Genomic DNA, 15182 nt, shown 5'->3' with positions numbered 1-15182 from the left:
CTACCAGCAACCGATATAGACATTACTCCGGTTGTAGCGATCTGTACAGGTTGGCTGTTCAGGACCTAAGTTCATGGCTTCAGTGTTTTGGTTGGTGTCGATTCGATAGTTTTGAAGTGTTTGAGTATAAGCCAGGCAGGTACGTCGATCTGTTTGTCCTGTAGAGCACTTCATCATATTGATCACTTGTAAGCGTTGAGATTCAACATGTTGTGGTGAGCTGCTAAGCAACGTACCCTCTATTGTGAGGTTATTAAGGGAAAAGCTATTCAGAGAGCTATTGCCTAGTGAGCTGTTACCCAGAGAAGAGCCGTTAAGTGCGAGTTCTCCTAGTTGAGATCCACCGGATTGTTGTGATTGAGCTTCCCATTGCAATAGCCGCTGACAATCCGCCGGACCTTGAATTAACCCCTGCCAAGAAGTCTGGCTGTAACCACCCTTACATAAACGAATATACAGGTCTGCTCCCAAAGCCGACCAGATATCAAAATTTCGTCGCTGTTTTTTATTCATACGCTGCATATGCTGATAAATATAATCTGCCGACTGCTGAGGGTAGTTTTGCAAAAAGGTAATATATTCCTGATCCGTTAAGGGGCTGTTATTGAGGTTGTTGTTGGAGTGATCAGGCTGAACACTGTTGTTGGCTGAAGCTTTTTCCGAAGCAGATGAAACCACAGCAGGTGAGCTGTTCTTTCTGTCTCGATTCTGCTGAGATTGATCGGGTAAACGCTGAAATTGATAGTAACCTTGTTGGTCCGCCAAAATCAGCTGATCACCCTGGCGCTGCACTTGAAACTGTACTGGTCCGTGAGGTGTATTGATAACAAGTTGTTGGCCGTTAAGCTGCCATTGCCCTGACATCGTATTGCCATTAGCCCAGTGTACGGTGACTTGTCCATCGGTAGAAAACTGGAACGTACCACTGGAGTTACTCCATCGACCTTCCAAGCTGGCCAGTGCAACGGAGCTCATCAGGCTTAAACCTATTAACAGAGTCAGTACCAACTGTTTGATCTGTGATGTCATTAAACTGTCCTATCGCAATCAGCCGTCGGCCAAATAACCTTTGGGGCATGTTGTTTATCTATTCGCCTTCAATGGGATAATTATAGGCATGACCTGATTACTAATCTGGTACTGTTTCTCACTCCTTTTTTTCTCAGCTATTAGCCGCTTACTGCCAACTGTCCCAGGCTTTTAATCGCTTGCTCCACCTTATCGCTCCAGGGAATGGCGCAGTTCAGACGCAGTGAATTCTGATACTGATCCCGTGCGGAGAACATCTCCCCCGGCATAATGCCGATATTGTCATCCAGTGCCTTGTAATGCAGCTGCAGGGTATCGATACCGGTTGGTAAAACCACCCACAGAATATAACCCCCTTGGGGATAGCTGACACTGGTGCCTGCCGGGAAGTATTTCAGTACCGCTTCACTCATCTTCTGTACTTGTTTTGCGTAGGCTGACTGAATACGACGCAGATGGCGGTCATAGCCGCCATTAGCCAGAAACTCAGCCACGGCCATCTGGCTCAGTGTCGAGGTGCCCACACTACTAAAAGATTTTAAAAACTCAATTTGGGATTGATAACGTCCGGCTGAAACCCAGCCTACCCGCAAACCCGATGCGATCGATTTGGATACAGACGAGCAGTACAGTACCTGCCCATTTTCATCATAAGCTTTAATCGCTTTGGGGCGGCTACCTGAATAGTTGAGATCGCCAAACAGATCATCCTCAATGACCGGGATCTCTTTTTTCGCCAGCATAGTGAGTAAACGCTGACGATGTTCATCGGGCATGGTAAAGCCAAGAGGGTTATTATTGGTGGGAACCAGGGCTACAGCTTTGATCGGCCACTGTTCCAGTGCCAGTTGCAGCGCATCCAGGCTGATACCTTTGCGCGGATCGGTAGGGATCTCCATTGCCCGCATTCCAAGCGCTTCAATCGTTTGCAACAAACCGACAAAGGCAGGGCTTTCGATCGCAATAATATCCCCTGGCTCTGCTACTGCGCGCAGACATAAGGTAAGTGCTTCCTGACATCCGTTGGTGATCACTATTTCACTGGCACTGACACGACAACCTGATTCCGCCATACGCTTGGCGATCTGTATCCTCAGCTCCAGTAATCCCGGTGGAAAGACCGAAACTACCACCTCATCCATCCGTTTTCGAATCAGACTGCCCATAATACGCTGTAGCTGTTTCACTGGTAGAAACTCAGGCGAGGGAATCGCGGTGCCCAGATTGATCATATCCGGTTGCTGGCAACGCTGAAGTACTTCTGTCGCGGTTCGCTTAATACTGACCCGGGTTGGCAACTGCAGATTATCCTGAATCTCACCGGCAGGCAGATCTGTTTTAATAACTTCACGCACATAAAAGCCAGACTGTGGGCGGGATTCAATCAGCTGCTGGCGCTCCAGCAGTTCATAGGCGCTTTGAATGGTAGCGATACTGACCTGCTTCTGCTGGCTGAGCTTGCGGATCGAGGGCAATTTGTCACCGGCCTGGAAGCTGCCTTCATCAATCTGGCGGGCCAGATCATCGGCAATCTGCTGATAAAGTGTTGAAGTCATGGGGCTGATAATGGGCCTTATTAGCGCTATAAATGGGATATTAACCACCACAGCAGTAGGTCGGAAAGGCCGCAGGTGCCTTCCGACAACCGGTCTTGAGATCAGTGTCGGATGGTGCTTCGCTTATCCTGCTTACTCTATTATCACAAAATCTTTCGGTAATGGTATAAGCCGCGACTGAACTACGGTGTTACAAAATTTTAGCCCATGCTAACGGATCTGTAATGCTTTTGACCAGTACAGTTTCTGTTAAATCAAGCAGTACAGTAGCCAATTTTTAAAACTGTACTGGTCCAATTAGTAAAAACTAGCTCTGCAAGCGAACAGTCATATTTCCGACAATAGCAGCCAATAATTAAAGGTAGGCCATCACATGGCGATGCGATCTACCCTTTGACCAAGATGAGTATCGGAAGGTGTGCTGGCTTGATGCACCTGCCAAACCTGAAACGCTACAACGCTCTGGCTATTGAGATATGGGTAATAAGTTATCAAGAAGGTAGCTAAAGCTCTTCAACGTGATAGCCAGTGTCTTAATCAGGTTTAACTGCCGATGCCCATCGACAACAACGATAAGGCAGGGTCATGAGTTACAAAATTCTGAACGGTAATGAACTGATTATTCAGGGTGGTCTGGAAGCGGGCTTTTCACTGTACACCGGTTACCCGGGCTCTCCACTGGCGGATTACTTTAATATTCTGCACTCCCGTAAGAATGAGTTGCAAGAGAAGGGCATTCGTGTCGCCTTGGGTAATACCGAGGCTAATGCTGCCGCGATGGCCGGTGGTGCCAAGCAAGCGGGCCGTAATGTGATGGTGGGCATGAAGTCCATGGGCCTTCATGTGGCTTCTGATGCCTTATCTGTTGGTAATTTTGCTAACCCTGGTCAGCCTTATATCGATCCTGAAACCGGTGAGTCCATTCACTCCGGTGTGGTTGTCGTTGTCGGTGATGATCCTTGGTCTATGTCTACTTCCACAGCAGCGGATTCCCGCTATCTGTTTAAACACCTGCATATGCCATTTCTGGAGCCATCAACGCCTCAGGAACTGAAGGACTGGATTGCGCACTCTCTGGAACTGTCTCAGCGTTCCTCTCTGTACGCTGGTGTACTGGTGACCACTTTTATTGCTGAAGGTGGTGGTCGTGTTCAATTGGGCGAAGAGTCAGAAGTGCCAAATGTTCTGACCGAGTTTGACCCCAGCACCTTTAACCTTTCTGAATCGGTGATGGTGCCGCCAAACTCCTTTAAAGCTGACGTGCGCATGATTCGCGAGCGTTTCCCTAAGGTGAAGAAAGTCCTGAAGGAACTGGCATTGGATCGTCAGTTTGGTAATGCGGAGAGCAAGGTGGGCTTTATCTCCTCCGGTGTGGTGTTCGAAACCCTGAAGCAGATTATGCAGGAAGAGCACTATCTGGATGATTTCTCTCTGTACAAGGTGGCTTGTTCTTACCCGCTGGTGGATGATCTGCTGGTGCCTTGGTTGCAAAAGCTGGACACCCTGGTTGTTGTGGAAGAGAAGCGTGGCTTCCTGGAAAACGAACTGATCAGCCTGTGTCAGGAACATGGCGTTAAGGTGCGTGTTTATGGTAAGGACTTTGTTGTTGATAAAGAGCATGACGGGGAGCAGGTTGTAGAAGGTTTCCCAGCCGACGGTGGTATCTCCTATGAAATTATGCGTGACAAGCTGAATACCCTGATGGGCCTATTGGGTCTGCGTCCTTGTCAGCATAAACAGCCTGAGTTGATCCAGCTGGATACGGCCCTGCCGATGCGTTTACCGACCTTCTGTCCGGGTTGTCCGCACCGTGAAACCCTGAGCCTACTGAAAGAGCTGCGTAAGGTATTTAAAGAGGAAGAGGGGATTAACCTGATCTCCCACGGTGATGTAGGCTGTTACTCCCTGTCCTTCCTGGAGCCCTTTAAAGAGATGCACGATATCTCGGCTATGGGCCAGGGTGGAGCCTTTGGTGCCGGTATGGATCTGTTCTCTCAGAACCCGTCCGTGGTACTGATGGGTGACTCGACCTTCTTCCACTCCGGTCTGAGTGCGATCTCTAACTCGGTGCAGTTGGGTCACAATATTACTTATATCGTACTGGATAACGATTTCACGGCGATGACCGGTCACCAGATGTCACCAAGTACCGGTCAATCCGTTGAGGGCCGTAAGCGCCCAGAGCAGGATATGCTCAACCTGGTACGCGGTATGGGTGTAGACGAAGCGATGGAGGTGAATCCATCGGACCGCTATTTCTATCAGAATGTACTGAAAGATATGGTGAAGAAGTCTGGCACCAAGGTGATCGTATCGAACAAAGAGTGTGGTTTGACCTTTGCGGCCCGTAAGAAGTCTCAGGATCGTAAGATCTTTGGCGCGGGTGAAACCAAACCGGTACAGACCTTCTTCCAGATCAACACCTCAGCCTGTGAAGATTGTCGCGCCTGCGTTGAGATGACCGGTTGCCCAGGTCTGTCACAAACAGAAGATGCTTACGGTCCTAAGACCTTTATTGATCCCCAGATCTGTGTTTCTGATGGTTACTGCACCAAGATTCTGGCGTGTCCAAGTTTTGAGAAGGTTGAGGTGATTAACTACCATCCAACCCGTTATCAGAATGCCGCCGATAACAGTGCTGTGGTACACAATGATTCCGCACTGCCAGAACCTGTACGTCTGAAGTCCTTTGATGACATTCTGGCGGGTAATGATTGGCGTGTGGTAGTAACCGGCGTGGGTGGTACTGGTGTCACCACGATCTCCCGTGTACTGGCGGAAGCCGGTGAAGAGATGAATGGTCTGGAAGGTCTCGATTTTAAGTTTATGGACCAAAAAGGTCTGGCTCAGCGTAATGGTCGTGTGACCGGTCACCTGAGTATCTTTAGTACCGCCAAGTCTGCCAGCGCCATTACTCCGGTAGGCACCGCGGATCTGGTGTTATCGCCGGATCTGCTGGACGGTAGTGCAGCACTGCCTTTCCTGGCGCCATTTGGTGAAGCCCTACTGGATGAAGAGTTCCAGATCCCGCTGAGTATTCTGCTGGATTATGGCGAAGACAATGAAGTACTGACCTCTGAAAAACTGCGCAAACAGCTGACCGATAAACTGGGTGATCGTGTTTTCTTAAGCCCAATGAAAGAGGTCTCTCACCGTCAACTGGGTAAAGGCGTGTATGCCTCTGCGGTGTTGTTAGGTATCGCTTATCAGAAGGGGATGCTGCCATTTACCGAAGACAATATGAAAGATGCCTTCCGTCGCAGCGTACCGAAAGCGGAATACGACAATAACTGGAAAGCGTTTGAACTGGGTCGTCGCGTGGTGGTGATGGGCGTTGAAGCCTTCCGTAATCAGTTCCTGCCACAGCAGGAAACCAGTCAGTTCAACCTGTTCCGTGACAGTGTACGTGACTCTGCAGGTATGAAAGAGAGTGCCGACGAGTTGGCGCATATCTTTGATACCGGTTTAGCCAGGTTAAAAGGTCTGTTCCCAGCCATTGAAGAGGAACATCTGGCCAACTATGTGCACGATCTGGTGGTTTATGACCGCAAAAAGGCACTGGATGCCTTTATGGCAGACGCTGAGAAACTGGCTCAACTGTACCCTGCCGGTGACAACCAGCGTATTGCTCTGCGTGTACTGGTGAAAACCCACTGGATTAAAGATGAGGTCTTTGTGGCGCACCTGATGGTATCGCCGCTGAAGAAGGCCCGTGATGAGCAGGCTTACAAACACCTGGGCACTGATTTCCGCATTGTTCATATCAACCGCCCGGAATTTGAACTGATGGATCGTCGCTTTGCCTTCGAGTTCTCGCCAAAAGAGTGGATGCTGAAAGCCATGCGTCATCAGCGCTGGTTCCGTAACTCTCAGGCGAAAGTCCATGAAAAAGAGCATCAGATTGCTCAACGTATCCGTCGGGAACTGCTGGAAACCGTGCCTAACGAAACGGATGATCAGCGTAAGGCGCTGATGCGTTTGGATAATATTAAAGGTTATCGCCAAGTGCGGTATGAGAAAGCAGAAAAGGTATTCCCGGATCTGCCTTCATCGCCATCGAAAGGTGGCAAGAATCTCCAACAGATTCCTGTTGTTCAAACTCATCAACCGTAAGGGGGATGATCCTATCGGACGGCATAAACCATCAGGTGGTTAAAGCCGCCCGGTAGCAAAACTGGCGCTGAATCAGGTTCTCTCCAATACCTGGTTCAGCCAGGAATCTGGGGGATCCTCTGAGTCGTGCTTATTGAGCTATGCCTTTCTGGATAAGCATGATGGGTTATCGGGCTTAGTTAGGGTTTTGCCTGATAGCCGTTTCAGAGGTGTTTGGCTCTTGCAAAAGAGCAATCGTTGTTACATTTGGTCTTGTCCAGTTTTTACTGGTTTTTATCTCGATCCCGCAAGGGTGAGAGCTCTGCACTTTACCCGCCGATTTGGCGGGTTTTTTTGTTTGCTCGGTGAAGCCAGCAAACCCAACTGCCTGAAAGAAAGCAGAGTCACCCTGATTGAGGGGAAGACAATCATGTACCTTAGGCACTTTAACCGTGATATTCCCAGGATCTGTCTGCACTGTGCGTTCAGGTAAGTGACCGTTGATGTGATTAAGGCAGAGATGCACCGGATAACCCGGCAAGGCGATTACTTGAGACTGGGTTGTCAGATAATCCTATGCTGGCGGCAGAGTGCTTGCTTAACCTGAGTGTTTTCTCATTTAACCGGGCTGATGAATGAGCATGTAAAGCAGCAAACGTTACAGATCAATTGTAAGCCTGAGCTATAAGGCCCCTGCGACAAGTTGAGCCTGCCTCAGCAAACGAACGGTTATGATGTGGCGAACACTCTGATCAATACTACGGAGTCTGTTGCTGCCGGGGTACGCAGGTCAATCAGTGATGAAACTCCTGCCAAATGAGACAGGTGCTTTTCCAAGCATTTATACCAGAGAATAAAGCCGTTTCGCTCTCAACAGAGAATCTTGATTTTATCCCGTTATCGATTGCAGAAGGCAAACAGTGCAGGATCGAAGGGTGAAAGCACCATCTCTTGTTCAACCAGCAAAGCCAGACCATTGGTCGACTTACGCATATCGACCTGTTTTGCATACCGGTGAGTCCCTCAAATATCAGCAGAGTTAAGTAGTAATAGTCATTATATTTTCCATGAAACAGGCACATTTGCTGATGACCATACGTCGTTGTTGCAGTGTGATCCAGGTCGATGATGATTGCTACTGGAGGCTGTTCATAACTGCTTACAATGCTGAGCTCACAAATATTCTGAATAGCTCAGAATATTTGTGACTAATAGATAGTTTCAGGAGGTGGCTAAGTAAAGCTGCTTTCGAAAAAGGCGCATCATTTACATTACGTGTGCCGTAATTGTGACGTTTAGACTTCCAGACCGGCTATCAGGCCCGTTTTCAAAGCTCCTTCGATATAAGCCACTTCGGCGCTATCACCGATATTCGTGACTTTAAAGCCCGCCTGACTGACCGCATCGGCAAAGCTTGTATCGGTCTCTGCACCCAGTGCCAGTACGACGGATTCACTGGCGATAGAGTGGCTGTTGCCTTCTTTGTCGGTGTAGTGAACCGCTTTTTTGTCGATATTGGTCACTGTGGCCAGCTGTTTAACGGTAACGTCGTGTTGTTCCAGGTTGTCCAGTACGCGCCAACGACGCACAATAGCCAGCTCTTTACCCAGATCCCGTGTGGGTTCCAGTACAGTCACCTTACGGCCCCGTTCAACCAGAAATTCTGCCAGCTCAAGACCAACCAGGCCGCCACCGACAATGGTGACCTCTTTACCCAGTGGCATCCAGAGTTTAGAGAGGTGCTGCATGGCATCTGTGCTGTTGGTGACGCCGACCAGAGAGCCGGATTTCATCATCATACGCTGGGTGACGCTAAGCTTGCGTTTAGCGATATCTTCGCCTTCGCCGGTCATCAGACGACGCAGTTCATCACCGGACCAAACGTGTTTCTGATCTGCCCCTGGGATATTTGGCGCGTTACGCAGAGCACCGGTAGCGAGGATCACTTCATCGGCTTTCAGCTCTTTTAACAACTCGACCGTGGCCAGGGTATTCAGGCGTACATCAACGTTGGATTTTTCCAGTTGCGTGGTCAGATAATCCAGCAGGGCACCATTTTCCTGGTAGGCTAGGGAGGCAAAGAACAGGGTGCCACCGAGGCGTTTGCCTTTCTCTGACAGGGTCACTTTGTGTCCCCGTTGCGCAGCTACACGGGCCGCTTCCATACCGCCAGGGCCACCGCCGACAACGACCACGTGTTTGGCTTGGTCAGTGGCGATCAGTTTTAGTTCGGATTCGTGGCCGGTAAAGGGGTTCACTGCACACTTAACGCGATCATTAACAAAGATCTGGCTGACACACACATAGCAGTAAATGCAGGGACGGATATCTTCCGGGCGGCCTTCGGTCAGCTTTTTCGGTAGTTCAGGGTCCGCCAGTAGCTTACGGCCCATAGCGACAAAATCACATTTACCGTCGGCAATGGCTTTATCCGCAACGTCGGGTTCCAGTTTACCCACTGCGGTCACCGGAATGCTGACATGCTGTTTGATCTCAGCGGCCCAATCGAGAAAACCAGCCGCTTTCTGTACCAGAGGTGCTTCGGTAAACGCTGCACCACTGCTTGGGTTGGCATACGCGGAGACATGCACTGCATCCAGTCCCGCTTGTTCCGCCATTTTGGCCACAGCAATGGCATCGTCCAGTGTGATACCGCCAGGGGTGCGCAGTTCCTGGGCATCAATACGTAACCAGAGCGGGTAGTCCTCGCCCACACGGGCGCGTACTGCCGCGATCACTTCCATCAGCAAGCGGGCACGGTTCTCCAGTGAGCCACCGTATTCGTCGTCACGCTTGTTGTAATAAGCCGATAGAAAACCGGCGAGAATATAGGTGTGGGCGGCGTGCAGTTCGATGCCATCAAAACCGGCTCGCTTGGCGCGCTCTGCAGCGGCGGCAAACCATACCACCATCTGCTCGATATCGGTTTTATCCATGACGTGGATTTTAACTTCGCCACCTGCAGAGCGGATAAAAGCACCTAACTCTTCCTGGGTGAGCGACTTCATCATATCGCTTTTGTGGGCAGGGGGCATGGAAGGTACCCACAGCTCACGACCCTCTGCGATATCACGCACCGCAGTTTTACCGGCATGTTGCAGCTGCATGGCGATCTTGCCGCCCTGGGCATGTACACGCTCAACTAACTTGGTTAAACCGGGTAGGAATTTATCGTCGGAGACACCTACCTGATAGGGTTCTGCGGTGCCGTTGGGGTAGGCTATGGAGCAGACGCCCATGGTGAGCAGACCAGCGCCGCCTTTAGCGCGTTCTTCATAAAAGGCCTGAATACGTTCGCCACAGTGGCCGTCAGTTTCGGCGAAGTTAGACCCCATAGGAGCCATAATCATGCGGTTTTTCAGTTCCAGGCTGCCAATTTTGCCTGGTTGGAGCAGATGTTGGTGCTGAGCCATAATCACGTATCTCACTGTTGTTGTTATTGGCCCGGCATAATCCTAACTGGTATTTTTGCATCGGATTAAACGCCGGGGCAGGCTCTTAAAAGTCAGAATTCTGTGCTTTTTAGCTTTCAGTGCTTCTGGGCTTAGGATTTAGCCGTTGTGTAAAAAGTCGATACAGGTGCGGTTAAACAGATCTTCATGTTCCACCTGTACCCAGTGACCACAACGATTGACCATTAAAAAGCGCACTTCTGGTACGTTATCCATAAACTTGTGCATGCCTTCTACGGGGTTAAAGACATCATTGGTGCCCCAGAAACCCAGTACCGGACATTGCAGCTCTTTCAGTTGCTCCGTCATATTTGGTACCAGCATGGTGCTGAACAGGTTTTCCGGTTGAGTCACCGCTACCGCAGCACGTTCCGACAGAATTTCATCGGTCAGCTGACTGGCATCAAACAGTTGCAGGCTCATCACCTCTCGCATCTGCTCGACACCCATAGGGCCCTGATTATAGACCTCGACCATGCGCTGAATCCCTTCCATCTGGAAGTAGGTTTCACGCTCTTCGACACCGCCCGGCGCCATCAGAATCAGCTTGTCTACCGTATCAGGATAAGCGAGTGCCTGTCCCAGAGCGATAGCCCCACCCAGGGAGTTACCCAGCAAGGTGCAGCATTGAATGCCCACTTCCTGTAGGAATAGATTCAGACACTCAACAAAGAACTCCAGACGGTATTCCACATTATCCGGCTTATCGGAGCGACCAAAGCCCGGCAGATCCAGCACGATATTGCGATAACCCGCTTCACAGAATTTAGGGTAGTTGCCCTTAAAGTTACTGAAGCCACTGGCACCAGGGCCGCTGCCATGTAACCACAACACCACAGGGCCTTCACCCTGATCCAGATAGTGCAGTTTAAGACCGTTGCTCAGCTGGGCGAAATGACCCAGAGGAAGTGGCAGATCCTGTTCAGACATTGTTGTTCTCCTGCTTGTCAGCTTGGTATCGGTTTTTTGTTGTTAGCTATGAATCCTCTTATCCCCTTGGTTATCAGGCATCGTCCATTTAGACCAGTGCGGGTGTGAGTGTGAGTAAGGCGATGTGAGTAGCAGGACAAAACCGGATGGTCAGATCTGTTTAGTCTTATTGGACGATGTTGGCTCTTGCGCAGTGGCAGAAGATGGAGGCACAAAAATAAAAGCCAGATCGGTGTTGGACATAACCGTTTCTGTCCGCTGTTGCGGGATGAGTTGCGGGATGAGCTGATTAAAAGTACTGATCTGGAGCGTCTGGAGGAAACAATATGAAGCATGAAAACCGCGTTGTCTTTGTCACGGGTGCCGGTCAAGGCATGGGTAAGGCCATTGTTGAGCGTTTTGTTGCTGAGGGAGCGTTGGTTGCTGCCGTCGATATTAATCAGCAAGCGGCGCAGGCCGTAGCGGATAGTTGCGGTGCCGGTCTTGATGGTACTCGCGTGATCGGCCTGGCCTGTGATGTCTCAGACAGCAGTTCGGTACGTGATGCCATGGCGGAAGTGGAAAGACAGTTTGGCCGTCTGGATATCGTGGTGAATAACGCCGGTATCGGTTCGGTGGATGCTTTTGTGGATACCCCGGATGAAAACTGGAATCGCGTTATCGGCGTCAACCTGACCGGCACCTTCCTGTGTTGTCGTGAAGGCGCGCGTCTGATGCAGAAAAACGGCTCCGGCATCATTATCAATGTCTCCAGCTCGGCGGTAATGTCCGGTGAAGGCCCCAGTCACTACTGTGCGTCCAAGGCTGGTGTGATCGGTTTGACCCGCAGTATCGCCCGTGAGCTGGCCAGCAGTGGTATTCGCGTCAATACCCTGGTACCTGGACCGACCAATACCCCCATGATGGCGGATATTCCTGAGGATTGGATGGAGCAGATGGTCAATGCCATTCCTCTGGGTCGTATGTGTGAGCCCGATGAAGTCGCCCGTGTCGCTTCTTTTATCGCCTCCGAAGAGGCTTCTTTTATTACCGGTCAGAACATTGCCGTTAATGGCGGCATGGTCTTTCTGTGATTGCTCTGCTTTTTGCTAAAGCGCACCGGTCTGAATCAGGCTTTTTCAGCCATGGCCCTGTTAAGGAGGCGTTATGTCTAAAGCGTTAGAAGCGCGTATCGATCGCTTGGAATCCATTGAAGAGATCCGTCAGCTGGCGGGTAAATACTCTCTGTCTCTGGATATGCGTGATCTGGATGCCCATGTGGGGCTGTTTGCGCCAGATATTCGTGTCGGGCGTGGTAAAAGCGGTCGTGCACATCTGAAAGCCTGGGTCGACGATACCCTGCGCGATCAGTTTACCGGTACCTCACACCATATCGGTCAGCACATTATTGAGTTTGTCGATGCCGATCACGCCATTGGTGTGGTGTATTCGAAAAATGAGCATGAGACAGGCCCCGAGTGGGTCACCATGCAGATGCTGTATTGGGATGATTATGAGCGCATTGATGGCCGCTGGTTTTTCCGTCGTCGTCTGCCTTGTTACTGGTATGCCTCAGATCTAAACAAACAGCCTATTGGTGATATGAAGATGCGCTGGCCGGGTCGTGAGCCCTATGAAGGCACCTTCCATGATCTGTTTCCTTCCTGGAAAGCGTTTTGGTTACAGCGCCCTGATCCTGAACAGCTACCAGAGGTCGCGCCTCCCGCTGAGATGGAAACCTTTTTACAGACCATGCGCGGTGATACCCCGGCACCAAAGATTCGGGTGCGCTAGGTCTTCTCTATTCGCTTGGTTTTTACATCGCTAAACAAAAGCACTGTTTTTGGCGGGTTTGCTGAATAGCAGATTGACTGTCAGTGCTTTGTTTGGCCACTTAATAACAATAAGGAGTTGCGTGAGCATGAGTTCAAACATCTCTATTGAGCAGCCTGTGGTTGAGGTCGTCCCTCGCGCAGTGACTCAAGCTAAAATGGATCGTCGTGCTCAAGCGTCGGCCCTGATTAAACCACTGGACGAATACTCTATTGCCGATCGTCTGGAAGCACAGGCAGAGCAATATGGTGACCAAACCTTTCTGACCTATGGTGAGCAACGCTTCAGCTATGCCGAAGTGAATGCCAAGGCCAATCAGGTGGCCCATGCGGTACGTGCCCGTGGTCTGGAACGCGGCGATACCTGTGCGATTGCTATTGAAAACCGGCCTGAGTTTTTCTTTACCTGGTTTGGACTGACCAAGCTGGGTGTCGTTGTGGCCTTTATCAATACTCAGGTTAATGGTGTACCGCTGGTTCATGCCATTAAAACGGCCAATGCCAAGGCGGTGATTGTTGGCGAAGAGTGTGCCCATAACTTTGCAGTGACTGAAGGTATTAATAGTGTCAGTTCAGTTTCTGACACCGCTTCTGCATCGGCACTTTGGCTGTTACCGGATCATGAAAATCCTGCCCAGGCAGAGCACTTAGCGGGGCTGGATCAAAGCTTTGCTCAAACCCTGGCAAACGCTTCACAGGACAACCCTAATAAGGCGCTCAGAGCTGGTCTTACGGCAGAAACACCCACCTTGCTGATCTTTACCTCAGGCACAACCGGTCTGCCAAAAGCGGCGGTATATAGCCATATGCGTTGGATGTCTTCCGGCGATGTTATGGCGGTAACCATTGATGCCAAAGCAGAGGATGTCTTCTACTGCTGTCTGCCGCTGTATCACGGTGCGGCAGCGACCTCACTAACTTCTACTGCGCTGAAAGCGGGGGCATCAATTGTAATGCGCCGTAAGTTCAGCGTGCGTGAGTTCTGGCGGGATGTGCGCAATAACGATGTGACCGTGTGTCAGTATATTGGCGAAATCTGTCGTTATCTGCTCAATCAGCCGTCGGATTCTTCGGGTCACAAGCTACGCTGTATGATGGGAGCAGGTCTGTCATCTGAGATCTGGAAGCGCTGGTTGGAGCGTTTTGGTGATATGGATATCTATGAGGGTTGGGGCTCTACCGAGGCCAATACCAACCTGATCAATCTGGATAACCGTATCGGTTCCTGCGGTCGTATCCCTAACTGGGATAAAACCAATCTGCGCCTGATTCGTTATGACCTGGAAGGCGACGAACATCTACGTGATGAAAACGGTTTCTGTATTCAGTGTCAGCCCGGTGAAGTGGGTGAAGCTGTGGGTTTTATTATCAATCATCCTGAGATTGGTGGTGGCCGTTTTGAGGGTTATACCACGGCAGAAGCAACAGAACAGAAGATCCTACGTGACGTTTTTCAGGAGGGTGATGCCTTCTGGCGTTCCGGTGATCTGCTGCGTTATGACGAAGAAGGTTATTTCTTCTTTGTTGATCGTGTGGGTGATACTTTCCGCTGGAAAAGTGAAAACGTATCCACCCAGGAAGTGGCCAGTGCTCTGGAAGATTATCACGGGGCAGAACTGATCAATATCTATGGTGTGCAGGTGCCGGACCATGAAGGTCGTGCCGGAATGGCGGCGATTGTGATGCAGGACGGCTATGAGTTTGATCCTCAGGCTTTTTATGATCTGACCGAAGAACGGGTGCCCCGTTATGCCGCGCCACAGTTTGTCCGGGTCAGCGCGGCTGCTGATATGACCACCACGTTTAAGCTGCGCAAGGTGGATCTGCAGCGCCAGGGTTACGATCCTGAAGCCTGCCAGGACCCGTTATTTGTACGTAACGATAAGTTAGGCACCTATCAGCCTTATTCACAAGCCGTACTGGGAGCCGTGGGTTTACCGGCTTTTAAAGTGGCCTAGCTGTAGGTGTTTAGACGTTTATAGAGGCCCGGACGTTTATAAAGGCCTAGCAGCCTGTCGGACTATTAGCCCATTTCATCCAGATCTAGGATAATAGCCCTTTTCAGGTTCCAGCAGGATATATCATGAGTCGCTTTCGTACCATCGATCGTCAAACGCCTTATCTACTTCCTCCATCTATTGATGACTGGCTGCCTGAAGATCATTTAGCTCGCTTTATTGTAGAGGTTGTCGATAGTCTGGATTTGCAAGCCATCCAGGGAGCATATCGCGGGAGAGGTAGTGCAGCCTATCATCCCTCTCTACTACTATCCCTACTCATTTATGCTTATGCCACCGGAGTATTTTCCAGTC

10 protein-coding genes and 2 pseudogenes are annotated in these 15182 nt (G+C 50.4%); 5 read left to right on the top strand and 7 right to left on the bottom strand.

Going from position 1 to position 15182, the window contains the following annotated elements:
• Together H579_RS0112155 and H579_RS0112150 are read right to left on the bottom strand one after the other, a co-directional pair.
• Nucleotides 1–1029: a hypothetical protein gene (locus H579_RS0112155; protein WP_028300905.1), complete on the bottom strand. Its 1029-nt coding sequence runs from the start codon at nt 1027–1029 to the stop codon at nt 1–3.
• A gap of 140 nt (nt 1030–1169) precedes the next feature.
• Nucleotides 1170–2585, bottom strand: coding sequence for an aminotransferase-like domain-containing protein (locus H579_RS0112150; protein WP_036566207.1), 1416 nt, complete (start codon nt 2583–2585; stop codon nt 1170–1172).
• 585 nt (nt 2586–3170) lie between these two features.
• On the opposite strand from H579_RS0112150, the gene H579_RS25440 reads away from it, so the two are divergent.
• Nucleotides 3171–6698 (top strand): thiamine pyrophosphate-dependent enzyme, encoded by a 3528-nt coding sequence (locus H579_RS25440; protein ID WP_084624091.1) that lies wholly within the window; start codon nt 3171–3173, stop codon nt 6696–6698.
• Nucleotides 6699–6873: 175 nt separating this feature from the next.
• Here H579_RS25440 and H579_RS29140 read toward each other — a convergent pair whose 3' ends face one another.
• From H579_RS29140 to H579_RS0112120, 5 genes and pseudogenes are all read right to left on the bottom strand, one after another.
• On the bottom strand, nt 6874–7218 hold the full coding sequence (locus tag H579_RS29140) for a hypothetical protein (RefSeq protein ID WP_157834614.1): 345 nt from the start codon (nt 7216–7218) through the stop codon (nt 6874–6876).
• Between the two features lie 356 nt (nt 7219–7574).
• A pseudogene (gene tnpB, locus H579_RS28590) lies at nt 7575–7676 on the bottom strand (IS66 family insertion sequence element accessory protein TnpB); the annotation flags it as partial.
• A gap of 20 nt (nt 7677–7696) precedes the next feature.
• A pseudogene (locus tag H579_RS30100) lies at nt 7697–7843 on the bottom strand (transposase); the annotation flags it as partial.
• A gap of 129 nt (nt 7844–7972) precedes the next feature.
• A complete protein-coding gene (locus H579_RS0112125; RefSeq protein ID WP_028300902.1) occupies nt 7973–10090 on the bottom strand; it encodes an oxidoreductase in 2118 nt (705 codons plus the stop codon).
• A gap of 138 nt (nt 10091–10228) precedes the next feature.
• Nucleotides 10229–11059 carry an alpha/beta fold hydrolase gene (locus H579_RS0112120; protein ID WP_028300901.1) on the bottom strand — a complete coding sequence of 277 codons (831 nt, stop codon included), beginning with the start codon at nt 11057–11059 and terminating at the stop codon, nt 10229–10231.
• A 326-nt stretch (nt 11060–11385) separates the two neighbouring features.
• On the opposite strand from H579_RS0112120, the gene H579_RS0112110 reads away from it, so the two are divergent.
• The 4 genes from H579_RS0112110 to H579_RS25435 form a co-directional block, all read left to right on the top strand.
• Entirely contained in the window at nt 11386–12132 is a 747-nt protein-coding gene (locus tag H579_RS0112110) for an SDR family NAD(P)-dependent oxidoreductase (protein WP_028300900.1), read from the top strand.
• 73 nt (nt 12133–12205) lie between these two features.
• Entirely contained in the window at nt 12206–12832 is a 627-nt protein-coding gene (locus tag H579_RS0112105; RefSeq protein WP_028300899.1) for a nuclear transport factor 2 family protein, read from the top strand.
• A 127-nt stretch (nt 12833–12959) separates the two neighbouring features.
• Nucleotides 12960–14828 (top strand): long-chain-acyl-CoA synthetase, encoded by a 1869-nt coding sequence (locus tag H579_RS0112095; protein ID WP_028300898.1) that lies wholly within the window; start codon nt 12960–12962, stop codon nt 14826–14828.
• A gap of 125 nt (nt 14829–14953) precedes the next feature.
• On the top strand, nt 14954–15182 hold a 229-nt coding region (locus tag H579_RS25435), incomplete at its 3' end, for a transposase (RefSeq protein WP_036566205.1).

Source organism: Oceanospirillum beijerinckii DSM 7166, from assembly GCF_000422425.1.
In the GTDB taxonomy this organism is placed as follows: domain Bacteria; phylum Pseudomonadota; class Gammaproteobacteria; order Pseudomonadales; family Halomonadaceae; genus Oceanospirillum; species Oceanospirillum beijerinckii.
The sequence above is the reverse complement of the archived record's forward strand: the minus strand, read 5'-3'. Positions and strand labels throughout refer to the sequence as shown.

Excerpts from the sequence above, each read along its gene's own strand:
- H579_RS0112120 (WP_028300901.1), bottom strand. The coding sequence starts at position 11,059 with ATGTCTGAACAGGATCTGCCACTTCCTCTGGGTCATTTCGCCCAGCTG.
- H579_RS0112110 (WP_028300900.1), top strand. The coding sequence starts at position 11,386 with ATGAAGCATGAAAACCGCGTTGTCTTTGTCACGGGTGCCGGTCAAGGC.
- H579_RS0112155 (WP_028300905.1), bottom strand. The coding sequence starts at position 1,029 with ATGACATCACAGATCAAACAGTTGGTACTGACTCTGTTAATAGGTTTA.
- H579_RS0112150 (WP_036566207.1), bottom strand. The coding sequence starts at position 2,585 with ATGACTTCAACACTTTATCAGCAGATTGCCGATGATCTGGCCCGCCAG.
- H579_RS0112105 (WP_028300899.1), top strand. The coding sequence starts at position 12,206 with ATGTCTAAAGCGTTAGAAGCGCGTATCGATCGCTTGGAATCCATTGAA.
- H579_RS0112095 (WP_028300898.1), top strand. The coding sequence starts at position 12,960 with ATGAGTTCAAACATCTCTATTGAGCAGCCTGTGGTTGAGGTCGTCCCT.
- H579_RS0112125 (WP_028300902.1), bottom strand. The coding sequence starts at position 10,090 with ATGGCTCAGCACCAACATCTGCTCCAACCAGGCAAAATTGGCAGCCTG.
- H579_RS25440 (WP_084624091.1), top strand. The coding sequence starts at position 3,171 with ATGAGTTACAAAATTCTGAACGGTAATGAACTGATTATTCAGGGTGGT.